General features: G+C 70.0%; 22 protein-coding genes and 2 pseudogenes. 18 read left to right on the plus strand and 6 right to left on the minus strand.

Annotated features, from left to right (window positions below; all coding sequences use genetic code 11):
• Positions 1 to 160 precede the first annotated feature (160 nt).
• The 4 genes from ACZ5WG_RS28620 (at position 161) to ACZ5WG_RS28635 (ending at position 3,689) form a co-directional block, all read left to right on the plus strand.
• The gene (locus ACZ5WG_RS28620) at positions 161 to 814 is read left to right on the plus strand and encodes a response regulator transcription factor (RefSeq protein WP_243631034.1); all 654 of its coding nucleotides are present in this window, start codon (positions 161 to 163) and stop codon (positions 812 to 814) included.
• Between the two features lie 5 nt (positions 815 to 819).
• Positions 820 to 2,064 (plus strand): sensor histidine kinase, encoded by a 1,245-nt coding sequence (locus tag ACZ5WG_RS28625; protein WP_468726878.1) that lies wholly within the window; start codon positions 820 to 822, stop codon positions 2,062 to 2,064.
• A gap of 383 nt (positions 2,065 to 2,447) precedes the next feature.
• A complete protein-coding gene (locus tag ACZ5WG_RS28630) occupies positions 2,448 to 2,744 on the plus strand; it encodes a DUF4193 domain-containing protein (protein WP_030154344.1) in 297 nt (98 codons plus the stop codon).
• Between the two features lie 12 nt (positions 2,745 to 2,756).
• Complete coding sequence (locus ACZ5WG_RS28635; RefSeq protein WP_468726879.1) at positions 2,757 to 3,689, plus strand: hypothetical protein; 933 nt, start codon at positions 2,757 to 2,759, stop codon at positions 3,687 to 3,689.
• A 42-nt stretch (positions 3,690 to 3,731) separates the two neighbouring features.
• On the opposite strand, the gene ACZ5WG_RS28640 is transcribed toward ACZ5WG_RS28635, so the two are convergent.
• Positions 3,732 to 4,187 (minus strand): DUF3093 domain-containing protein, encoded by a 456-nt coding sequence (locus tag ACZ5WG_RS28640; RefSeq protein WP_468726881.1) that lies wholly within the window; start codon positions 4,185 to 4,187, stop codon positions 3,732 to 3,734.
• A 58-nt stretch (positions 4,188 to 4,245) separates the two neighbouring features.
• On the opposite strand from ACZ5WG_RS28640, the gene ACZ5WG_RS28645 reads away from it, so the two are divergent.
• From ACZ5WG_RS28645 to ACZ5WG_RS28675, 7 genes are all read left to right on the plus strand, one after another.
• Complete coding sequence (locus tag ACZ5WG_RS28645) at positions 4,246 to 4,830, plus strand: PaaI family thioesterase (protein WP_468726882.1); 585 nt, start codon at positions 4,246 to 4,248, stop codon at positions 4,828 to 4,830.
• Complete coding sequence (gene dut / locus ACZ5WG_RS28650; protein WP_383509285.1) at positions 4,830 to 5,366, plus strand: dUTP diphosphatase; 537 nt, start codon at positions 4,830 to 4,832, stop codon at positions 5,364 to 5,366. The genes ACZ5WG_RS28645 and dut overlap by 1 nt, the downstream gene beginning before the upstream one ends.
• A 1-nt stretch (position 5,367) precedes the next feature.
• Positions 5,368 to 6,147, plus strand: coding sequence for a DUF3710 domain-containing protein (locus ACZ5WG_RS28655; RefSeq protein WP_030293862.1), 780 nt, complete (start codon positions 5,368 to 5,370; stop codon positions 6,145 to 6,147).
• A gap of 169 nt (positions 6,148 to 6,316) precedes the next feature.
• Complete coding sequence (locus ACZ5WG_RS28660; RefSeq protein WP_468726883.1) at positions 6,317 to 8,914, plus strand: DUF4118 domain-containing protein; 2,598 nt, start codon at positions 6,317 to 6,319, stop codon at positions 8,912 to 8,914.
• Positions 8,911 to 9,597, plus strand: coding sequence for a response regulator (locus tag ACZ5WG_RS28665; protein WP_266662855.1), 687 nt, complete (start codon positions 8,911 to 8,913; stop codon positions 9,595 to 9,597). Before ACZ5WG_RS28660 ends, ACZ5WG_RS28665 begins: the two co-directional genes overlap by 4 nt.
• A 24-nt stretch (positions 9,598 to 9,621) precedes the next feature.
• On the plus strand, positions 9,622 to 10,041 hold the full coding sequence (locus ACZ5WG_RS28670; protein WP_468726885.1) for an OB-fold nucleic acid binding domain-containing protein: 420 nt from the start codon (positions 9,622 to 9,624) through the stop codon (positions 10,039 to 10,041).
• 3 nt (positions 10,042 to 10,044) lie between these two features.
• Positions 10,045 to 10,797, plus strand: coding sequence for a DUF3159 domain-containing protein (locus ACZ5WG_RS28675; protein WP_468726886.1), 753 nt, complete (start codon positions 10,045 to 10,047; stop codon positions 10,795 to 10,797).
• Positions 10,798 to 10,894: 97 nt separating this feature from the next.
• Here the strand turns inward: ACZ5WG_RS28675 and ACZ5WG_RS28680 are convergent, their stop codons facing one another.
• Positions 10,895 to 11,557, minus strand: coding sequence for a potassium channel family protein (locus ACZ5WG_RS28680; RefSeq protein WP_053691455.1), 663 nt, complete (start codon positions 11,555 to 11,557; stop codon positions 10,895 to 10,897).
• Positions 11,554 to 12,222, minus strand: coding sequence for a potassium channel family protein (locus tag ACZ5WG_RS28685; protein WP_136222780.1), 669 nt, complete (start codon positions 12,220 to 12,222; stop codon positions 11,554 to 11,556). The genes ACZ5WG_RS28680 and ACZ5WG_RS28685 overlap by 4 nt, the downstream gene beginning before the upstream one ends.
• Positions 12,223 to 12,452: 230 nt before the next feature.
• Between ACZ5WG_RS28685 and ACZ5WG_RS28690 the strand changes: the two genes are divergently transcribed.
• Together ACZ5WG_RS28690 and ACZ5WG_RS28695 are read left to right on the plus strand one after the other, a co-directional pair.
• Positions 12,453 to 14,501: an APC family permease gene (locus tag ACZ5WG_RS28690; protein WP_468726887.1), complete on the plus strand. Its 2,049-nt coding sequence runs from the start codon at positions 12,453 to 12,455 to the stop codon at positions 14,499 to 14,501.
• Between the two features lie 116 nt (positions 14,502 to 14,617).
• Positions 14,618 to 15,949, plus strand: a complete 1,332-nt coding sequence (locus ACZ5WG_RS28695) for a class I SAM-dependent RNA methyltransferase (protein ID WP_468726889.1) — start codon at positions 14,618 to 14,620, stop codon at positions 15,947 to 15,949.
• Between the two features lie 427 nt (positions 15,950 to 16,376).
• On the opposite strand, the gene ACZ5WG_RS28700 is transcribed toward ACZ5WG_RS28695, so the two are convergent.
• Complete coding sequence (locus ACZ5WG_RS28700) at positions 16,377 to 16,604, minus strand: hypothetical protein (RefSeq protein WP_468726891.1); 228 nt, start codon at positions 16,602 to 16,604, stop codon at positions 16,377 to 16,379.
• Between the two features lie 217 nt (positions 16,605 to 16,821).
• Here ACZ5WG_RS28700 and ACZ5WG_RS28705 point away from each other — a divergent pair.
• A pseudogene (locus ACZ5WG_RS28705) lies at positions 16,822 to 17,081 on the plus strand (transposase); the annotation flags it as partial.
• On the opposite strand, the gene ACZ5WG_RS28710 reads toward ACZ5WG_RS28705, so the two are convergent.
• Together ACZ5WG_RS28710 and ACZ5WG_RS28715 are read right to left on the minus strand one after the other, a co-directional pair.
• A complete protein-coding gene (locus ACZ5WG_RS28710; protein ID WP_468726915.1) occupies positions 17,067 to 17,450 on the minus strand; it encodes a transposase in 384 nt (127 codons plus the stop codon). The pseudogene ACZ5WG_RS28705 and the gene ACZ5WG_RS28710 overlap by 15 nt on opposite strands.
• Positions 17,451 to 17,592: 142 nt before the next feature.
• The gene (locus tag ACZ5WG_RS28715) at positions 17,593 to 17,763 is read right to left on the minus strand and encodes a transposase domain-containing protein (protein WP_468726893.1); all 171 of its coding nucleotides are present in this window, start codon (positions 17,761 to 17,763) and stop codon (positions 17,593 to 17,595) included.
• 507 nt (positions 17,764 to 18,270) lie between these two features.
• Here ACZ5WG_RS28715 and ACZ5WG_RS28720 point away from each other — a divergent pair.
• The 4 genes and pseudogenes from ACZ5WG_RS28720 to ACZ5WG_RS28735 all read left to right on the plus strand — a co-directional run bounded on the left by ACZ5WG_RS28720 (position 18,271) and on the right by ACZ5WG_RS28735 (position 21,643).
• Positions 18,271 to 18,603 carry a hypothetical protein gene (locus ACZ5WG_RS28720; RefSeq protein WP_468726894.1) on the plus strand — a complete coding sequence of 111 codons (333 nt, stop codon included), beginning with the start codon at positions 18,271 to 18,273 and terminating at the stop codon, positions 18,601 to 18,603.
• 144 nt (positions 18,604 to 18,747) lie between these two features.
• Positions 18,748 to 19,385: pseudogene (locus tag ACZ5WG_RS28725) on the plus strand (transposase); the annotation flags it as partial.
• Between the two features lie 142 nt (positions 19,386 to 19,527).
• Positions 19,528 to 20,967: a sensor histidine kinase gene (locus ACZ5WG_RS28730; protein ID WP_468726896.1), complete on the plus strand. Its 1,440-nt coding sequence runs from the start codon at positions 19,528 to 19,530 to the stop codon at positions 20,965 to 20,967.
• A gap of 7 nt (positions 20,968 to 20,974) precedes the next feature.
• Positions 20,975 to 21,643, plus strand: coding sequence for a response regulator transcription factor (locus ACZ5WG_RS28735; protein ID WP_327745253.1), 669 nt, complete (start codon positions 20,975 to 20,977; stop codon positions 21,641 to 21,643).
• The last annotated feature ends 183 nt before the right edge of the window (positions 21,644 to 21,826 follow it).

Genomic DNA, 21,826 nt, shown 5'->3' on the forward strand with positions numbered 1-21,826 from the left:
CCCGGCACCCTGGGCCCAGAAACCTCGAGAGACGAGGGAATCCACACTTCCGGCCCGGGCAGGCCCCCGAGCGACGCCTTACAGCCGGTTTACGGCTGAAACGTGCAGGATGGACGACGCAATACACGTGTGCCCTCAGGGCTCGATGGAAGGAAACGACGTGCGCGTACTCGTCGTCGAGGACGAGCAGCTGCTCGCCGATGCGGTGGCCACCGGGCTGCGCCGGGAGGCCATGGCCGTGGACGTCGTGTACGACGGCGCCGCGGCTTTGGAGCGCGTCGGGGTGAACGACTACGACGTGGTCGTGCTCGACCGGGACCTCCCGCTCGTGCACGGCGACGACGTCTGCCGGAAGATCGTCGAGCTCGGCATGCCCACCCGCGTGCTGATGCTGACGGCGTCCGGTGACGTGAGCGACCGGGTGGAGGGCCTGGAACTGGGCGCGGACGACTACCTGCCCAAGCCCTTCGCGTTCAGCGAGCTGACCGCCCGCGTGCGCGCCCTGGGGCGGCGCACCACCGTGGCCCTGCCCCCCGTACTGGAACGGGCCGGCATCAAGCTGGACCCGAACCGGCGGGAGGTGTTCCGTGAGGGCAAGGAGGTACAGCTGGCGCCCAAGGAGTTCGCGGTGCTGGAAGTTCTCATGCGGAGCGAGGGGACCGTCGTCTCCGCCGAGCAGCTGCTGGAGAAGGCATGGGACGAGAACACCGATCCCTTCACGAACGTGGTGCGGGTGACGGTCATGACCCTGCGGCGCAAGCTCGGGGAGCCGCCGGTCATCGTGACCGTGCCTGGCTCCGGATACCGGATCTGACGCGGGTGGCGGCGACCCCGGCACCACCGACGGTGCCGCCGAGACCGACCTGGGACCCCGGCCAGCCCGAGGGTCCCTTCCCTTGGCTGCGACCGACCATCCGCATACGCCTCACGCTGCTGTACGGCGGGATGTTCCTGATCGCCGGCATCCTGCTGCTGTCGATCATCTACCTGCTGGCGGCGCAGGCGCTGCGCGAGGGCAACGGACTGCCGTTCAAGATCGTGGGCGGCACGGACATCCAGGTCACCAGCACCTGCCCCGGCGTGGTCGGCAAGGGCCAGATGTACGACCAGTTCAACGCCTCGATCAACACGTGCATCCTGGAGCAGCGCAGGCACGCCCTGGACGACCTGCTCAGCCGGTCGCTGATGGCCCTGCTCGGCCTCAGCATCATCGCGTTCGCCTTCGGCTACGCCATGGCCGGCCGGGTGCTGTTGCCGCTCGGCAAGATCACCCGGACCGCCCGCCGGGTGGTCGGCTCCGACCTGACCCGGCGGATCGAGCTGGACGGGCCGGACGACGAGCTCAAGGAGCTCGCCGACACCTTCGACGAGATGCTCGACCGGCTGGAGCGGGCCTTCACGGCCCAGCAGCGGTTCGTCGCGAACGCCTCGCACGAGCTGCGCACCCCGCTGGCGATCAACCGGACGCTGCTGGAGGTGCACCTGTCGGATCCGGGTGCGCCGGTGGAGCTCCAGCAGCTGGGCAGGACGCTGCTGGCCACCAACGAGCGCAGCGAGCAGCTCGTCGAGGGCCTGTTGCTGCTGGCGCGCAGTGACAACCAGATAGTCGAGCGCAAACCCGTCGACCTGGCGGAGGTCGCCTCGCGCGCCATCGACCAGGCGCGCGGGGAGGCGGCGGTGAAGGGCGTGGAGATCCGCGGCGAGCGGGCCCAGGCCGTGGTCCAGGGCAACGGCGTCCTGCTGGAGCGGATCGCGCTCAACCTGGTGCAGAACGCCGTCCGGTACAACGTGCCGGAGGACGGCTGGGTCGAGGTCACCACGGAGTCCCAGCACGGCCAGGCGGTCCTCGTGGTCTCGAACACGGGTCCCGTGGTTCCCGCGTACGAGGTGGACAACCTCTTCGAGCCCTTCAGACGGCTGCGTACGGAGCGCACGGGCAGCGACAAGGGTGTGGGGCTCGGCCTGTCGATCGCGCGCTCTGTGGCGCGCGCACACGGCGGACGGATCTCCGCGACGCCCCGCGAGGGCGGTGGCCTCGTGATGCGTGTCACTTTGCCTCTCTGAGCCGTCCCGTCGTTTGTTCGCTGTTGGCTGAATGGCCGAAGGGTGGGAGCGTGATGACTGTGTGATCGATCACATTGTCGAGTGTTGGGTCATGTGCGTTCAGTGACCCCGAAGGGGGCCGGAAAGCCCGGGAAGTCCGGGTTTCCCGCCCCTCGAACGGCGGGAAATACACGGGGTGGCGTTTGTGCAAGACGACCCCCGGACCGTGTACGGTCCCGGTCGTCATCCCAGCCAATCGCTCCTTCAGGTGTGCGGCTGGGTGTCGATTGAGTAACAGACCTTGATGTGAGGCAAAATCTCCGCCTCAGGTCGGGCACAAGTCCGGCCTCTCGCGCGTTACGTGCGCTGAGACACCGCTAAATCCCAGAGGGGGAGAGCGAAAAATGGCAACGGACTACGACACCCCACGCAAGACCGACGACGACGTCGACAACGACAGCATTGAAGAGCTGAAGGCCCGGCGCAACGAGAAGTCGTCCTCGAGCGTCGACGTCGACGACTTCGACGCGGCGGAGGGCATGGAGCTCCCCGGCGCGGACCTCTCCAACGAGGAACTGGCCGTCCGTGTTCTGCCCAAGCAGGCCGATGAGTTCACCTGCATGAGCTGCTTCCTGGTGCACCACCGCAGCCAGCTGGCACGAGAGAAGAACGGTCAGCCGATCTGCCGCGACTGCGACTGAGAGGCGTCGGCCGTGACCGGCTCGACACCGTTCCGGAAGCGACGCTTCCGGAAAGCTGGTGATCCGGCGGAGACGCAGGCGGGAGCCACGGGCCCGGAAACGGGCCCAGGAGCCCCCGGCGTACCCGGCGTGACCTCCGGCGCCGCCGCGGCGGTGCCGTCGGCCACAGAGTCCGACGAGGCGGCCCGGCGCAGGTCCGGGGCTCGTCGGCTGCAAGCGGTCAAGAGTGGTGTGCGCAAGGGCGGCGAACATGCCAGGGCCGCCGTCCTGCACATCGCGGACCGCCTCATCGAGAACGCACCGCGCGTTCCGGTTCGGGACCTCGCGACCCTGCGCGCGCAGTTCCCGGGCCTCGGTCCCGATCAGCTTGCCGACAAGCTGATCGCGGGCGCCTCGTACGGCACCTCCACCGTGGGCGCGGGCGTCGGAGCCGCGGCCATGCTGCCGGTGCCGCCCGCGATGCCTGCCGAGCTGGCCGCGGAGGTCACCGGGGTCGCACTGATCGAGCTGAAGCTCATCGCGGAGCTCCACGAGGTGTACGGCCTGCGGGCCCCCGGCAGCCTCAAGGACCGCAGCCTCGCCTACCTGACCGCGTGGACGGAGGAGCGCGGGGTGGACCTGACGAAGCCGACGACGCTGAACATCGCGCTCGGCGGTCAGATGAAGCGCGAACTGCGCCAACAGATCATGAAGCGGACGTTCCGCAACCTGCCGATGCTGCTGCCGTTCATGGTGGGCGCCGCCGTCGGTGCGGTCATGAACCGCCGCGACACCCGCAAACTCGCCGAGAAGGTCCGTGCCGACCTGCGGAGCCGGGCCGTGGCGTGGGACTCGCTGCCGCAGCTCCCGCCCCTTGAGCAGCCCTCCGGGCCCCTTCCCGAGCCTCTTCCCGAGGCCGCCAGGGCCGCTCTCGAAGGCCCGGCCGGCGACCCGCCCCCGGTCTGACCCGCGGCGCGGCCCCCGGTCCGGCCCCCGGCCCCCGGCCGATCAGCCCTTGGCCGACCGGATCGCCGAGACCAGGGCCTGCGGCTCGCGGGTGGAGACGTACGCGTACGGGGTCGGGTCCCCGGGATCGGTGATCGGGATGCGCACCGCCGTCGGGACGTAGCTGCGCAGCAGCATGAAGGCGCGGGCATCCGCCTTGTACGTGCGCCAGGCGCGCGCCTCCTCCGGCTCCAGCACCTCGGGCTCGCCCAGGGCCGCCACCGGGATCCGCGCCTCACCGGCGGCCAGCGCACCGTTCACCACGCGCACGCGCGCGGAGCCGTACGAACTCACCGCCATCCCCGCCAGCGCGGTGCCCCCGACCAGCCCGGCCAGCAGCGGCAGCGTGCCCAGCGGCAGCAGCATCAACGCGCACGCGAGGCCGATGAGTACGGCGATGGCCCACCACGAGCGGGGGGCGGTCAGACGTTCGTCGTGGTGCGCGGGGGAGAGCTGCATGGCACCAAGCCTGCCACGAGGCGACCCGCGGGTAGCGGCGCGGGTAAGGTCTGCGCCTGTGAGTGGACGAAACACAGCGTTGACGCCCCCGGCCGATGCCGCCGCGCCGGTCCGGCACCCCGACGCCCCGGCACCCGGCGAGCTGCTCGGTGCGCACTACGAGCACTGCTTCGGCTGCGGCGAGGGCCAGCCCCACGGACTCCACCTGGAGGCCCGTGCGGGTGAGGGCGTGCGCGTCACCGCCGAGTTCACCGTCAAGCCCGCCCACCAGGGTGCTCCCGGTCTCGCCCACGGCGGCGTACTCGCCACCGCGCTCGACGAGACGCTGGGCTCCCTGAACTGGCTGCTGCGCGTCATCGCGGTGACGGGACGGCTGGAGACGGACTTCGTGCGGCCGGTGCCCGTGGACACCGTGCTGTACCTGGAGGCCGAGGTGACCGCCGTCGCCGGGCGCAAGATCTACTGCACCGCGGTCGGCCGGATAGGCGGGCCCGGGGGCCCGGTCGCCGTGCGCGCCGACGCGCTCTTCATCGAGGTGAAGGTCGACCACTTCATCGACAACGGTCGGCCCGAGGAGATCCGGGCGGCGATGTCCGACCCGGACCAGGTCAGGCGCGCACGCGCCTTCGAGGTGAACCCCTGATGTCTGACAACAACCACGCGCCCGTCGACGTGCTGATCCGCCGCGTCGACCCCGAGGTGCCCCTGCCCGCGTACGGCCACCCCGGCGACGCCGGCTGCGACCTGGTGACCACCGAGGCGGCCGTGCTGGAGCCCGGTGAGCGCACCGTACTGCCCACGGGCGTGTCCATCGCCCTGCCCGACGGGTACGCGGCCTTCGTGCACCCGCGCTCGGGCCTGGCCGCCCGCTGCGGGCTCGCGCTCGTGAATGCCCCGGGGACGGTGGATGCCGGGTACCGTGGGGAGATCAAGGTGATCGTGGTCAATCTCGACCCGCGCGAGAGCGTCCGGTTCGAGCGCTTCGACCGCATTGCCCAGCTGGTTGTCCAGAGGGTCGAGAAGGTGCGCTTCCACGAGGTGGCGGAACTTCCCGGCTCGGCCCGGGCCGAGGGGGGTTTCGGCTCCACCGGCGGTCATGCGGCCGTGGCCGGATCCGGCGCTGGTCAGCAGGGTGGGAATGGCTACGCTTCGGTCGTATCCGACCGGGAAGGACAGTGACGTGTTCGGACGTCGCAAGAAGAACGACTCCGCCAAGGACGGCGGCGCGGCCGAGCAGGTCGTGGACGGCGTGGCTGCCGATGAACAGGACGGCGGCGAGGAGCAGGACTCCGCGCCCCGCAGGGTGAATCTGCCGCCCGCCCCGCGGCCCGACGGCCCCTGGGACGTCTCCGAGGTGCCCGGTGCGCCGGAGGAGGGTCGCGTCGACCTGGGCGGCATTCTCGTACCGGGTGTCGAGGGCATGGAGCTGCGCGTCGAGGTCGCCGGTGACGCGATCGTCGCCGCGACGGTCGTCCTCGGCGACAGCGCCGTACAGCTGCAGGCCTTCGCGGCGCCCAAGAAGGAAGGCATCTGGGGCGAGGTCCGCGAGGAGATCGCCACGGGCATCACCCAGCAGGGCGGCATCATCGACGAGGTCGAGGGTCCGCTGGGCTGGGAGCTGCGCGCCCAGGTGCCCGTACCCATGCCCGACGGCCAGACCGGCGCCCAGCTGGTCCGCTTCGTCGGCGTCGACGGCCCGCGCTGGTTCCTGCGGGGCGTCATCTCCGGCCAGGGCGCGGTGCGCCCCGAGTCGGCGGGCGTGCTCGAGCAGATCTTCCGGGAGACCGTCATCGTGCGCGGCGACGGCCCGATGGCTCCGCGCGACCCGATCGTGCTGAAGCTGCCGAACGACGCCCAGATGGTGCCGGACGGCGTGCAGACCGAGGACCAGGAGGGCTCCCGCTTCTCCGGCGGCATGGGCCAGCTGGAGCAGGGCCCGACGATCACCGAGGTCCGCTGACCCGGCGGATCCCGGCGACGCCTGCTCGGCGACTGTTTCCGGCCGCGGGCCGTACTCCTTCGGGGGTACGGCCCGCTGTCGTACCCACTGGGTGTCAGGGATCCGTCAGGGATGGGCGGACGGCCGGGAAAAGTGCGTGATCGGCGGAAACGTCCCGGAGAATGAGCGCATGGGACGCGGCAAGCTACGGATCTACCTCGGCGCGGCACCCGGTGTGGGCAAGACGTACGCGATGCTTTCCGAGGGCCACCGCCGGGTGGAGCGGGGCGGCGACTGCGTCGTCGGCTTCGTCGAGCACCACGGGCGGCCGCGCACCGAGGTGATGCTGCACGGGCTCGAACAGGTGCCGCGCAAGGAGCTCTCGTACCGCGGCGCCGCCTTCACCGAGATGGACGTGGACGCCGTACTGGCGCGCCGGCCCGCCATCGCGCTCGTCGACGAGCTCGCGCACACCAACGTCCCCGGCTCGCGCAACACCAAGCGCTGGCAGGACGTCGAGGAGCTCCTGCAGGCGGGCGTCGACGTCGTGTCCACCGTGAACATCCAGCACCTGGAGTCGCTCGGCGACGTGGTGGAGTCCATCACGGGCGTGCGGCAGCGGGAGACCGTGCCGGACGAGGTGGTGCGGCGGGCCGACCAGATCGAGCTCGTCGACATGTCCCCGCAGGCGCTGCGCCGGCGGATGGCGCACGGGAACATCTACCGGTCCGACAAGGTCGACGCGGCCCTGTCGAACTACTTCCGGCCCGGCAACCTCACCGCCCTGCGCGAGCTGGCGCTGCTGTGGGTGGCCGACCGGGCCGACGAGTACCTCCAGCAGTACCGGGGCGAGCACGGCATCCGCTCCACCTGGCAGGCCCGCGAGCGCATCGTCGTCGGGCTCACGGGCGGGCCCGAGGGCCGTACGCTCATCCGCCGCGCGTCCCGGATGGCCGCCAAGGGCTCCGGCAGCGAGATCCTGGCCGTCTACATCGCCCGCAGCGACGGGCTGACCGCGGCCTCGCCGAAGGAGCTCGCGGTCCAGCGGACGCTGGTCGAGGATCTTGGCGGAACGTTTCACCATGTGATCGGCGACAACATCCCCGACGCCCTGCTCGAATTCGCCCGCGGGGTCAACGCCACCCAGATCGTGCTCGGCTCCAGCCGCCGCAAGGCCTGGCAGTACGTCTTCGGCCCGGGCGTCGGCGCCACCGTGGCCCGCGACTCGGGCCCCGACCTCGACGTGCACATCGTCACGCACGAGGAGGTCGCCCGGGGCCGCGGCCTGCCCGTGGTCCGCTCGGCGGCCCGGCTCGGACGGACCCGGATCCTCGCGGGCTGGGTCGTCGGGATGGTCTTCCCCGTCCTGCTGGCCGTGCTGCTCACGCATGTGAACACCGACCCGGGCCTGGCCAACGAGATGCTGCTGTTCCTCTCGCTGACCGTGGCCGCCGCGCTGCTGGGCGGGCTCTGGCCGGCGCTGGCCTCGGCCGCCTTCGGCTCGCTGCTGCTGAACTACTTCTTCGCCCCGCCCGTGCACCGCCTCACCATCTCCGACCCGAAGAACATCGTGGCCATCGCCGTCTTCTTCGGGGTGGCCGTCTCCGTGGCCTCGGTGGTGGACCTGGCCGCCCGGCGCACCCACCAGGCCGCCCGGCTGCGCGCCGAGTCCGAGATCCTCTCCTTCCTGGCCGGCAGCGTCCTGCGCGGCGAGACCACGCTGGACGCGCTGCTGGAGCGGGTGCGCGAGACCTTCGCCATGGAGTCCGTGGCCCTGCTGGAGCGCACGAGCGACGTCGAGCCCTGGAAGCGGGCCGGCAGCGTCGGCCCGCGCCCGGTCGGCCGCCCCGAGGAAGCCGATGTGGACATGCCCATCGGGGACCACATGGCGCTGGCCCTGTCCGGCCGGGTGCTGCCCGCCGAGGACCGCCGGGTGCTCGGTGCGTTCGCCGCCCAGGCCGCCGTGGTCCTCGACCGGCAGCGGCTGGTCGGGGAGGCCGAGGAGGCCCGCCGGCTGGCGGAGGGCAACCGGATCCGGACCGCGCTGCTGGCCGCCGTCAGCCATGACCTCCGTACGCCGCTGGCCTCCATCAAGGCCTCGGTGTCGTCCCTGCGCTCCGACGACGTGGACTGGTCCGAGGAGGACCGGGCCGAGCTCCTCGAAGGCATCGAGGACGGCGCCGACCGGCTCGACCACCTGGTGGGCAACCTGCTCGACATGTCCCGGCTCCAGACCGGCACCGTGACCCCGCTGATCCGGGAGATCGACCTCGACGAGGTGATCCCGATGGCGCTGGGCGGCGTACCGGAGGACAGCGTGGTGCTGGACGTGCCGGAGACGCTGCCGATGGTGGCGGTGGACCCGGGGCTGCTGGAGCGGACCGTCGCCAACGTGGTGGAGAACGCCGTCAAGTACAGCCCGGCCGGGGAGCCGGTGGTGGTCGCGGGCAGCTTCCTCGGCGACCGGGTCGAGGTGCGCGTCGTGGACCGCGGGCCCGGGGTTCCCGACGAGGCCAAGGACCGGATCTTCGCCCCCTTCCAGCGGCACGGGGACGCCCCGCGCGGCGCCGGGGTGGGCCTCGGCCTCGCGGTGGCCCGCGGCTTCGCCGAGGCCATGGACGGTACCTTGGCGGCCGAGGACACCCCGGGCGGCGGCCTCACCATGGTGCTGACGCTGCGGGCCGTGACACGCGACGGCGGACGGGCGGACGTCGCGCCGGACGACGGCGCACGCGCCACCGACCTCATGGATCCCGACCCGATACGACAGAAAGCAGGACCTCAATGACCCGGGTGCTCGTGGTGGACGACGAGCCGCAGATCGTCCGAGCCCTCGTGATCAATCTGAAGGCACGCAAGTACGAGGTCGACGCCGCCGCGGACGGGGCCGGAGCCCTGGAGCTCGCGGCCGCCCGCCACCCCGACGTGGTCGTCCTCGACCTCGGCCTGCCGGACATGGACGGCATCGAGGTGATCAAGGGCCTGCGCGGCTGGACGCGGGTGCCGATCCTGGTCCTCTCCGCCCGCCACACCTCCGACGAGAAGGTCGAGGCGCTGGACGCGGGCGCCGACGACTACGTCACCAAGCCCTTCGGCATGGACGAGCTGCTGGCCCGGCTGCGCGCCGCCGTCCGCCGGGCCGAGCCGTCCGCGGGCGCCGGCGAGGACGAGGTGATCGTGGAGACCGACGGCTTCACCGTGGACCTGGCCGCCAAGAAGGCCGTGCGCGAGGGGCGCGACGTACGGCTCACGCCCACCGAGTGGCACCTGCTCGAGGTGCTGGTCCGCAACGGCGGCAAGCTGGTCAGCCAGAAGCAGCTGCTCCAGGAGGTGTGGGGGCCCTCGTACGGCACGGAGACGAACTACCTGCGGGTCTACATGGCTCAGTTGCGGCGCAAACTGGAGGCGGACCCCTCGCACCCGCGGCACTTCATCACGGAGCCGGGCATGGGATACCGCTTCGAGAGGTAGCGGGGGCGCCGGTACGCTTCCTGTATGAGTGCTGAACCGCGTCCCGAGAAGTCCGCCAAGCCGGTCAGGCCGGCGGGCCGGTTCCGGCGGATGATAGAGCGGCTGTCCACCTCGCAGGAGGAGCTGCATTCGGCGGAACTGCAGGAGGACGCAGAAGCCGCGGGGTGCACGCGGATCTGCGACTGCCACGACCGCCAGATAGTCATGGTGACGGGAACCCTGCGTACCGTCACCCTTCGGCCGCGCGCGGGAGTGCCCGCCCTGGAGGCGGAGCTCTTCGACGGCTCGGCCGCGCTGGACGTGGTCTGGCTCGGGCGTCGCTCGATCGTGGGAATCGAGCCCGGCCGGCGCATGATCGCCTCCGGGAGGATCTCGATGAGCCACGGCCGCCGGGTCCTCTTCAACCCGAAGTACGAACTCCGACCGCTCGGACAGGAGCACTGACCGGTGACGTCATTCGACAAACCGACCACCCCGGACCCCGCGGGTGGGCCGTCCCCGGATCCGGCCCCCGACCAGAGGGCCGTGACCCAGGCGGCGCTCTTCGACGCCTTCGGCGGCGTCCGGGGCACCGTGGAGACGATGCTCCCCGGGCTGCTCTTCGTGATGATCTACACGGTCAACAAGGACGTGAAGATGTCCGCGATCGCGGCGGGCGCCGTCGCGGTCCTGCTCGTGATCGTGCGGCTGCTGCGCAAGGACACCGTGAAGCACGCCTTCAGCGGGGTCTTCGGCGTGGGGGTCGGCGTGGCCTTCGCCCTGTTCACGGGTACCGCCAAGGGCTTCTACCTGCCCGGCATGATCTACGGCGCCGGACTGGGCGTGGCCTTCACGCTGTCCGCGCTCGTCGGGTTCCCGCTGCTGGGCGTGATCCTGGGCCCGGTGTTCAAGGAGAACCTGTCCTGGCGCACCCGCAACCCCGGGCGGAAGAAGGCGTACACCAAGGCCAGCCTGGCCTGGGGGGTCATCTTCCTGGCGAAGTACGCGATCCTCTTCCCGCTGTACTGGTGGGGGGACGCGACCCAGCTGGGCTGGGTGCTCATCGCGCTGAAGCTGCCCCCGATGGTGCTCGCGGTGTACTTCACGTGGGTGTTCCTGGCGAAGGCGCCGCCGCCGATCGACGTGATCGCGGAGTGGGAGGCCAAGGACGCCGCCGAGGAGGCCGCCAAGGCGGCTGCCGCTCGGGAACACGGGGCCTGACCCTGTCCCGTCCGCGACCGGATCCCCCTGGCCGTGACGCGAAGGGGCGGGCCGGCCATCCGATGGCCGGCCCGCCCCTTCGTCGTGTCGCCTGCCGTCAGTGACGGGCCTGGAGGAGGTCCTCCAGCTGTTCCTCGCGGGCCTGGGCGGCCACGAAGAGCAGTTCGTCGCCCGGCTCGAGGGTCTCCTCCGCGTGCGGGGTCAGGACCCGGTTGCCGCGGATGATCGTGACCAGCGAGGTGTCCTCGGGCCAGGTGATCTCGCTGATCTGGGTCCCGGCGACCGAGGAGTCGGCGGGCAGGGTCAGCTCGACGAGGTTGGCGTCGCCGTGGCTGAAGCGGAGCAGCCGCACCAGGTCGCCGACGCTGACGGCCTCCTCGACCAGGGCCGACATCAGACGCGGGGTGGAGACCGCGACGTCGACGCCCCAGGACTCGTTGAAGAGCCACTCGTTCTTCGGGTTGTTCACGCGCGCCACGACCCGGGGGACCCCGTACTCGGTCTTGGCCAGGAGGGAGACGACCAGGTTGACCTTGTCGTCGCCCGTGGCGGCGATGACGACGTTGCAGCGCTGCAGCGCGGCCTCGTCGAGCGAGGTGATCTCGCAGGCGTCGGCCAGCAGCCACTCGGCCTGCGGCACCCGCTCCACGGAGATGGCGGTCGGCGCCTTGTCGACGAGCAGCACCTCGTGCCCGTTCTCCAGCAGCTCGCCCGCGATGGAACGGCCCACCGCGCCGGCTCCGGCGATCGCGACCCTCATGCGTGTGCCTCCTCGGGGCCCTCGGCGAAGGCCGCCTCGACCTTGTCGATCTCGTCCGTACGCATCATCACGTGGACGAGGTCGCCCTCCTGCAGCACCGTCTGGGACGTCGGCAGCATGGCCTCGCCCAGTCGGGTCAGGAAGGCCACGCGGACGCCGGTCTCGTCCTGCAGCTTGCTGACCTTGTGCCCGATCCAGGCGGCGGAGGTGTGCACCTCGGCGAGCTGGACCCCGCCGCTCGGGTCGCGCCACAGCGGCTCGGCCCCGGAAGGCAGCAGCCGGCGCAGCATCTGGTCGGCGGTCCACCGCACGGTGGCCACGGTCGGGATGCCCAGGCGCTGGTAGACCTCGGCGCGCTTCGGGTCGTAGATGCGGGCGGCGACGTTCTCGACACCGAACATCTCGCGCGCCACGCGGGCGGCGATGATGTTGGAATTGTCACCACTGCTGACCGCGGCGAACGCGCCCGCTTCCTCGATCCCCGCCTCGCGCAGCGTGTCCTGGTCGAAGCCGACCCCGGTGACGCGGCGCCCGCCGAATCCGGCTCCCAGCCGGCGGAATGCGGTGGGGTCCTGGTCGACGACAGCGACCGTATGCCCCTGCTGTTCCAAGGTCTGCGCGAGGGCGGAGCCCACCCTTCCGCAGCCCATAATGACGATGTGCACGGCCGTCCTTCCGGCTGTCAGCGCTCGCTGGTTCCCAGCCTCATTGCATGCTCTGGCTTAACAGGGTCTCAGACCATGGCCCAAGCTACACACGGGCGGTCCCCGTTGGCGTCCCCTGCGGCGCGACCGAGGGGCGTATTGGTGGCGTATGGACGGCGTAGAGGCTCTGTATTGCCGTATGCGGGGGTGCGGGTTCGTCAGCCGGATTTCGAACGCTTACGATCCTCTCCGTGTCCAAACTGACCGACGTGCCCAAACGGATCCTGATCGGCCGGGCGCTACGCAGCGACCGCCTCGGGGAAACATTCCTTCCCAAGCGGATCGCCCTCCCCGTCTTCGCGTCCGACCCGCTCTCCTCGGTGGCATATGCCCCAGGCGAAGTCCTGCTGGTCCTCTCGATCGCAGGCGTGTCGGCGTACCGCTTCAGCCCGTGGATCGCCGTGGCGGTCGTCGTGCTGATGTTCACCGTGGTCGCCTCCTACCGGCAGAACGTTCACGCCTACCCCAGCGGCGGCGGCGACTACGAGGTCGCCAACACCAACCTGGGGCCCAAGGCCGGTCTCACCGTCGCGAGCGCCCTGCTCGTCGACTACGTGCTGACCGTCGCCGTGTCGATCGCCTCGGGCGTCGAGAACCTGGGCTCGGCCATCCCCTTCGTCGTCGAGCACAAAGTGCTCTGCGCAATCGGGATGATCCTGCTGCTCACGCTGATGAATCTGCGCGGTATGAAGGAATCCGGGAAGCTCTTCGCGATTCCGACCTACGTCTTCGTCGCGGGTGTATTCATCATGATCGCGTGGGGTGCCTGGCAAGGCCTCGTCCTCGGCGACACGATGAAGGCCCCGACCGCCGATTTCGAGATCAAGGCGGAGCACGAGGGGCTGGCCGGGTTCGCGCTGGTCTTCCTGCTCCTGCGCGCGTTCTCCTCCGGTTGTGCCGCCCTCACCGGCGTCGAGGCGATCAGCAACGGCGTGCCCGCCTTCCGCAAGCCCAAGAGCAAGAACGCGGCGACGACCCTGGCCCTGATGGGCGCCCTGGCCGTGACCATGTTCTGCGGCATCATCGGCCTGGCCATGGCCACCGACGTCCGGATGGCCGAGAACCCCGCGCAGGACCTGCTCCACAACGGTGTGCCGGTCGGCCCCGAATACGTCCAGAACCCGGTGATCTCCCAGGTGGCCGAGGCGGTGTTCGGCGACGGCTCGTTCCTCTTCATCCTGCTCGCCGCGGCCACCGCCCTCGTGCTGTTCCTCGCCGCGAACACGGCGTACAACGGCTTCCCGCTGCTCGGCTCGATCCTCGCCCAGGACCGCTACCTGCCGCGCCAGCTGCACACCCGCGGCGACCGGCTCGCCTTCTCCAACGGCATCGTGCTGCTCGCGGGCGCCGCCGCGCTGCTCACCTGGCTCTACGGGGCCGACTCGACGAAGCTGATCCAGCTCTACATCGTCGGCGTCTTCGTCTCCTTCACGCTCAGTCAGACCGGCATGGTCCGGCACTGGAACCGTCATCTGAGGGCCGAGAAGGACCCCGCCAAGCGCCGCCACATGATCCGCTCCCGCGCGATCAACGCCTTCGGCGCCTTCTTCACCGGCCTCGTGCTGGTCGTCGTCCTCGCCACCAAGTTCACCCACGGAGCCTGGGTCGCCCTGCTCGGCATGGTGATCTTCTACGGCACGATGACGGCGATCCGCAAGCACTACGACCGGGTGGCCGTCGAGATCGCCGCCGCCGAGGAGCGCCCCGACGAGTACGTGCGGCCCTCGCGGGTGCACTCCGTCGTCCTGGTCTCCAAGCTCCACAAGCCCACCCTGCGGGCCCTCGCCTACGCCAAGCTGCTGCACGCCAACCGGCTGGAGGCGCTCAGCGTCAACGTCGACGAGGTCGAGACCAAGGCCCTCAAGGAGGAGTGGGAGCGGCGCGGGATCAACGTCCCGCTGAAGATCCTCGACTCGCCGTACCGGGAGATCACCCGCCCCGTGGTGGAGTACGTGAAGGGGCTGCGCACCGAGAACCCGCGCGACGCGGTCAGCGTGTACATCCCCGAGTACGTCGTCGGCCGCTGGTACGAGCACCTGTTGCACAACCAGAGCGCACTGCGGCTCAAGGGCCGGCTCCTCTTCACCCCCGGCGTCATGGTCACCTCGGTGCCCTACCAGCTCCAGTCCTCCGAGCTCGCGAAGAAGCGGGCGAAGAAGCGGGCGGAGTGGAACGCCCCCGGCGCGGTGCGCCGCGGACCGGTGGACACCCCGCGCCCGAAGGACCGTACGGCGAAGTAGGCCCGGCGTACGGAGTGGCAAACGGCCGGACAGGATCCACGTAAACTGGTGGGTCGGCTGTCCGGCCGTTCGCATGTGAACGCATTGCCCCTTTCGATCCTTGGAGTCTCCCCACCATGACCGAGCAGAACGAGAAGCAGTCACTGGTCGGGGAGGAGTACGAGGTCGAGGTCGGCCCCGTCGCGCACGGCGGGCACTGCATCGCCCGGACCTCCGACGGACGGGTCCTGTTCGTCCGCCACACGCTGCCCGGCGAGAAGGTCGTCGCCCGCGTGACGGAGGGCGAGGCGGACTCCCGCTTCCTGCGCGCCGACGCGGTCACCGTGCTCGAGGCCTCCAAGGACCGCGTCGAGGCCCCGTGCCCGTACGCCGGCCCCGGCAAGTGCGGCGGCTGCGACTGGCAGCACGCCAAGCCGGGCGCCCAGCGCCGGCTCAAGGGCGAGGTCGTCGCCGAGCAGCTGCAGCGGCTCGCCGGGCTCACCCCGGAGGAGGCCGGCTGGGACGGTACGGTCATGCCGGCCGAGGGCGACAAGCTGCCGGCGGGCCAGGTCCCGCAGTGGCGCACCCGCGTCCAGTTCGCCATCGACGAGACCGGCCGCGCGGGTCTGCGCAAGCACCGCTCGCACGACATCGAGCCGGTCGACCACTGCATGATCGCGGCCCCGGGCGTCAGCGAGCTGGGCATCGAGAAGCAGGACTGGCCCCAGATGGAAACGGTCGAGGCGATCGCCGCGACCGGCTCCCAGGACCGCCAGGTCGTCCTGACCCCGCGTCCCGGCGGCCGCCTCCCCCTCGTGGAGCTGGACAAGCCGGTCTCGGTCCTCCGGGTCGAGGAGAAGGACGGCGGGGTCCACCGGGTCCACGGCCGCCCCTTCGTCCGGGAGCGCGCGGACGGCCGTACGTACCGCGTCGGCATGGGCGGCTTCTGGCAGGTCCACCCGCAGGCCGCGGACACCCTGATCAAGGCCGTCATGCAGGGCCTGATGCCGCGCAAGGGCGAGATGGCCCTCGACCTCTACTGCGGCGTCGGCATCTTCGCGGGCGCCCTCGCCGAGCGCCTGGGCGAGACGGGCGCGGTGCTCGGCATCGAGTCCACGAAGCGCGCGGTGGAGGACGCCCGGCACAACCTGGCCGACTTCCCCCGGGTCCGCATCGAACAGGGCAAGGTCGAGACGGTCCTCCCGAAGACCGGCATTACGGAGTGCGACCTGGTCGTCCTGGACCCGCCCCGCGCGGGCGCGGGCAAGCAGACGGTCCGCCACATCGCCGGCCTCTCGGCACGCCGCATCGCGTACGTGGCCTGCGACCCGGCAGCCCTGGCCCGCGACCTGGGCTACTTCCGCGAGGCGGGCTACAAGCCCCGCACCCTCCGCGTCTTCGACCTCTTCCCGATGACCCACCACATGGAGTGCGTCGCGATCCTTGAACCGATCGCCAAGGGCGCCTGACCTGCAGGTTTGTCGGTGCGCATGATGTGCACTATGGGCGTTACGGGCGATATCTTGACGCTGAAATGACGCTCGTGACGCTCATTTGACGCTCGCTCTGGTGGGGTGTCAGGCATATGGCGCCGCTGTTAAGGAGGCCCGATGTGTAGTCCGGTCGGGTGGATCCGTCGCGGAGTCTGAGGTGCCAGCAGTCCACGCTCCGCCAGTGAGGAGGAGCCCTCGGCAGGTTCTTCGTGCTGGTGGTGCACAGGCTGGTGCTGTGACCTGGTAAACCTGGCCGGTCACAGCACCGGACCATCCTTGACCAGGGGCCGGTGCCGAATTCGCGGTGGACCGCGAGACTCAGGGTGCCGTGTAGAAGACGCCGAGCGCTCGGGATCTGTGGGGCACAGCAGAATCCTGTTGCCCATGCACCGTGGCCTTACCCTCACCCTCGCTCACGCGGCCTGCGGGCTGCGAGAGCTGTGACGGCGGCGACCATTCGGTCCCAGCGCAGGTCGATGTTCATACCTGCCGCGGCTCGGGTGTTGGCCGGGCGGTTCACGTAGCGGTGCAGGTCCACCCCGGTGGTGTCGCGCGTGTACCGGCCGTGCAAGTCCACGGCGACGTTCGTGTCCACGCAGTTCACGCGCCCGGGGTCGATGACGCGGGCCACCGCAAGGGGTCGTGCAACGTACTGATTTCGCGCGGCCTTGGTGATGGCCGGCAGATCGACCGCCGGGCCGCTGGCATGATCGCAAGGGGGTGCGCCTTCGATGCCCCGGCCGCGGAGGAGAACAATGCCGGCGGCTGCCACGCCGCCTCGATCACACTCGCCATCGGCGCCCCGCCACCTCCGGCGGCTGCTGGTCACCGAGGCGGCAGGTCTTCCCTCGCGTAGGGCGGGGCTGGACCAGGCGATATCGACGGCACTTGCGCCGTGGCGTCGTCCGTGGGCGGTGCACGATCCGGGGAGGGTCCTGCTGGACGTGGCGCTCGCGGTCGCGCTGGGCGGGGACTGCCTTGCGGATGTGGGGCTGCTGCGGACTGAGCCCGGCGTGTTCGGCCGGTGGCTTCCGACCCAACGGTCTCCCGCTTCATCGACACCCTCACCGCGGCGGCAGGGCCGAAGGCCCTCTCAGCGATACGGGCCGAGGTAGGACCCGTCGGGGAGCTCGCGATGCACGGGCCGGACTGTGGTCGTCTTGATCCGCCAGGGCAGGTCCGCGTCGCCGGCCGAGGCGGCCCGCCACTGCTCCAGCCCGGCGAAGCCCCGGTCAGCCATCAGCAGGTCATCCGGCCGGAGCTGTTTGAGCAGCTCCCGTGCGAGCACCGACTCGGCGGTGGTGGACGGCCCCAAGGTGGCGTGGGTGATGGCGTGTTCCGCCTCGGCCAGTGCCACCAACCGCACCTGGGGAGAAGCAGTCCGCTCGCCCTGGTGGGTAGCGGGGCGGCGGCGGAACCGGGCGTCGTTGTCCTCGCTGTGCGGGACATCGAAGCTAGTCCCGTCTACAGCGGTCAGACGCCAACACCCTCACTCTGCCGCGGAAGTTGACTATCGCCACTGGCCCGGCGGTCTGCTCGAACAGCGCCTTCAACGGCTCCGTTTCGAGCTTGACCCGGGCCCGGGAAATCGCACCAGGCGTCGGTACCTGCCACGACGCCTACCAGGGCCTGGCCCAGGCCAGGCCCGGGGTCGGCAGCTGCGCGACCTCTTCGTGGCCCTGCCCGGAGAACAGGCACATCGCCAGCACGAAGTAGACGACCGCCCTCGGCGGCAGCAACCGTTTGCGCTGCCCGGATTTCCCGCACTCCGCCACGATCCGGTCGGACAACCGCTCGTCCGTTTCCGGCTTGACCTGTCCAGGGTGTGGCGTCCAGGCACCTCCTGATAGGGAGCCTACGAGTCAAGATCCTTAAGATGCCGGTATTGAGGCTAGGGGCCCGTCCGTAATCGCCACCAGGAACGAAGGGCGTCTGTTCTTCTGACTTTCGACAGGGGGTGGGAAGTAGGTTGAAAGTCGGTGAACAGCCACCGGAAGGTCCCGCCGACCAAATAGGGCGCAGTGGAATTCACGCCTCCGGCAAAGCTGTACAGAATTTCGCCAGATAAGCCATGTGGGCGGCTGAACACCTACTGGTGTGATCACCCACCCCGTGATTTTCTCGGCCGACACGTCACAACGTTGGCGAGTATCGGTGGTAGCCGTGCCCGGGCACAGCGCTTCGTTGTGAAGTGACTCAGGGCTCTTGTCCGAGCCGCGACCACCCACGAGAGAGGGAGAAGGAACATGGGATCTCTTGTCCGTTCCGTAGCCATGACCGGAGTCGCTGGTGCACTGATGCTGCTGGCCGCCCCGGCGTCCCAAGCCACGCCATCCGCGTGTATCACTGCCAGCGAGTCAGAGACATACGGGCGCGGTGAGATATCGCTGTGCCCGCAGGGCGACGGCACCACACGCGTCACCGGCTACGTCGAGGACCTGTTGCCCGGTACCTGGCCCAAGTCGGACAGCTACTGCGTGGGCTGGTACATCGACATGGGAAGCGACTTGGCGGACGGACCATTGGTATGCCCGCACTTCGGCGCGGGCCCGGCAAAGAAGACGTTCGACTACGTGTTCACACCCTCGTCGCCGGTGACCGGTGCGAGCCTCAGCCGAATCGGCGTATGACGTAAGCGGCGTGGTAGGGGCTGGCCCATGTCCAGGTGGCAGCGACCGAACCAGGGCCGCCCCTCCCGTGGCACACGTGGCTACGCGCAACGTGCGCAGTCGATGACCGGTAATCGCGCTTGAGGCCAGCCATTGGTGTAGGCCAAGATCTTCGGACACCACCCTCTGATGGGGTTCGTCGATCAGGGAAGCGGTGGGAGCGGGGAGCCGGTGGCCAGCCTGCTCAGGTCGGCAACGCCGGCAGGACACCGCCGCTGACCGCATCACCACGGCCCGACTCGCCCAGCTCAAGTGCCGACTGTCCGGCGACTGCCTGAAGGGCTGGCCCAATGGCGGCTGATCGGCCGTGAGGAACGAACCTGCCCGGGCGTGTAGTTGCGCTTCACCGATGCCGACGGACTGCGGCTCACCGCGTTCGTCACCAACACCACTGGCGTTCCGATCGCCGCACTCGAGCTGCACCACCGCCAGCGGGCCCGCGCCGAGGACCGCATCCGTGCCGACCGCGCCACCGGCCTGTGCAACATGCCCCGCACGCAGAATCAGAGCTGGCTGGAGATCGTCCAGATGGCCCCCGACCTGCGGGCCTGGATGCCCATGCTCGATCTGACCGCGAAACCCGCAGGCGGGGCCCGTCGTCTCCGGCTCCGCCTCTTCTCAGCCACTGCCCAGATCGCCACTACCTCCCGCCGTCGGCACCTGAGATTCGCGCGCCACTGGTCCTGGACCGACGTGATCACCAGTTCCTGGCACGGCTCAAAGCCCTCCCCAACCAGGGCTGACCAGCGCGTTCCCGTCCCTGCGAGCAGCGCGCCCGAGCAACCGAAAACGGACCGCTGGAGAACCCCGACGGACCGTCACTGAAGATCGAGGTAAGCTTTCGACGGATCCGGCAGGCAGTCCGGACTCTGTACTGTCGGCCGTGTGATCGGAACAACTACCGACGGCGAAACGGATGTACGCGGCTGGGAGTCCCGTTGGCGGTGGTTCGCCGACCCAGGTGCTCTCCTCTCGGCGGCGGCTTCGGCCATGGCCTGTCTGAGTCTTCTCAGCGCGTGGTGGGCCTTGCCGACGGCAATAGTGGCATTCATGGCGGGTCGCAGGCCCGGGCCCATTCGCAGAACCGCCCTGGGCCTTGTCGCAGTGCTCGCGGTGGATGTCACGGCGGCTTTCGTGATACCCAGTTGGCTTTCCTCCGGCAGTCAGCTCGCGGCCGTGGTGGTCGGAGCGGTGATGCTTCCCTGGTTCGCAGGCCGGTTCTGGTCGCAGTACCAGGAACTCGTGAGGGCCGGCTGGGAGCGGGCGGAGCACCTCGAACGGGAGCAACGGCTGGTAGCCGAACAGGCCCGGCTGCGTGAGCGGGCGCGCATCGCCCAGGACATGCACGACTCCCTCGGCCACGACCTCAGCCTGATTGCCCTCTCGGCGGGCGCGCTCAAGCTGGCCCCGGGCCTGTCGGAACAGAACCGCCAGGCCGCCCATGACATCAGGGCGAAGGCCGCCTCCGCAGTGGAGCGGCTTGGCGACGTCATCGGGGTACTCAGTGAAGCGCCCACACGGCCGTCGGACACCAGCATTACGCGGCTGGTCGAGGAGGCGCAGGCAGCCGGTCTGACGGTGGACCTCCGAGTCGAGGGTGAGGCGGAGGGCCTGCCCAAGGTCGTCGAACGGGCCGCGTACCGCGTGGTTCAGGAGGGGCTGACCAACGCGGTCAAGCACGCGCCGCACGCAGACGCGACCGTCACGGTCTCCCACGGCGCCACGGAGACCACGGTCGTTGTGGAGAACGGCCCGCCGCCCTCCTCCGCGCACGCGCGGCCCGGCCAGGGTGGCCGACGAGGCCTGATAGGCCTGGACGAAAGGGTGCGACTGGTCGGCGGCCGCTTCGAGTACGGCGCTCGCGGCCGTGGCTTCGTCATCTCCGCCCGCATGCCGCACGTCCCTCAGCCGCCACAATCCGCCACCCAGGCCCTCCACAGCCCGACTGACCTGACACACGAGCATCAGCGCGCCCGCCGGCGGGTCAGCCGCACTCTGGTCGCCGCGGCGATGGTCCCGCTGATCACCGGCGGCGTGATCAGTGTCATTTTGACCGGCTGGAACATGATGACGGCCTCATGGTCGGTACTTGACCCGGGCGACTATGCCCGGCTGCGTGTGGGACAAGACCGTTTCGATATCGAGCGGGTGCTTCCGGACCGTCAGACGACGGACCGGCCCAAGGCGCCCGAACCCAAGGGAGAGGGCGTGACGTGCGAGTACTACGCCATGACGGCCGACCGGTTCGACGACCGGTCGGGGGACGCGTACCGGATCTGTTTCAAGGACGGCAAGATCGCGTCCTTGGACGCGCTCACCCCGTGAGCGCCCCGTGATCCGGGTGCTCATCGCGGACGACGAGGCGATGATCCGCGCAGGTGTGAGGGCCGTGCTCGCCACCGATCCCGAGCTCGACGTGATCGCCGAGGCGGCCAATGGACGCGACGCCGTCGAACTCGTCCAGCGGCACCGCCCCGACGTGGCGGTCCTCGACATCCGGATGCCCGAGGTCGACGGACTGCAGGCGGCTGCCGAGATCCGCCGTACCGTGCCGGACACCGGCGTGGTCATGCTGACGACGTTCGGGGAGGACGACTACATCCTGCAGGCCCTCGGGGGCGGAGTCGCCGGCTTCCTGATCAAGTCGGGAGAGCCCGAGGAACTGATCGTGGGCGTACGGGCCGTGGCCGGCGGCGCCGCGTACCTGTCGCCCGCAGTCGCGGCCAGGGTGGTCGCCCACCTCGCCTCCAGTGGTTCCGGCACGCTGGCCGCCCGCCGGTCCGCCGCCCGAGAGAAGGTGTCCGCCCTCACCACCCGCGAGCGGGAGGTGCTCAGCCTGGTGAAGGACGGGCAGTCGAACGCTCTGATCGGTCGGCGCCTCCAGGTGGCGGAAGGGACGGTCAAGGCGCATGTCAGCTCGATCCTGGCCCGCCTGGGAGTGGAGAACCGGGCCGCCGCCGCGGTCGTCGCGCACGAAGCCGGCCCTGATTTCTTCGAATGACCGAAAGGGCCGTTTCCATACTTTCGTTGAGTTGAGCAATGGCGAAAGTGCATTGACGGGGGACAATTGAATATGCACTGAATGGGGGGTGCAAGATCCTTCCTTGACGGAACACTCATGATCTACTTACGCTGCTGCGCGACCGACCGGGCGTGGATTGCGAAGAAGTGAGTTCCATGAGGG

The organism is Streptomyces sp. NPDC032745, from assembly GCF_055579465.1.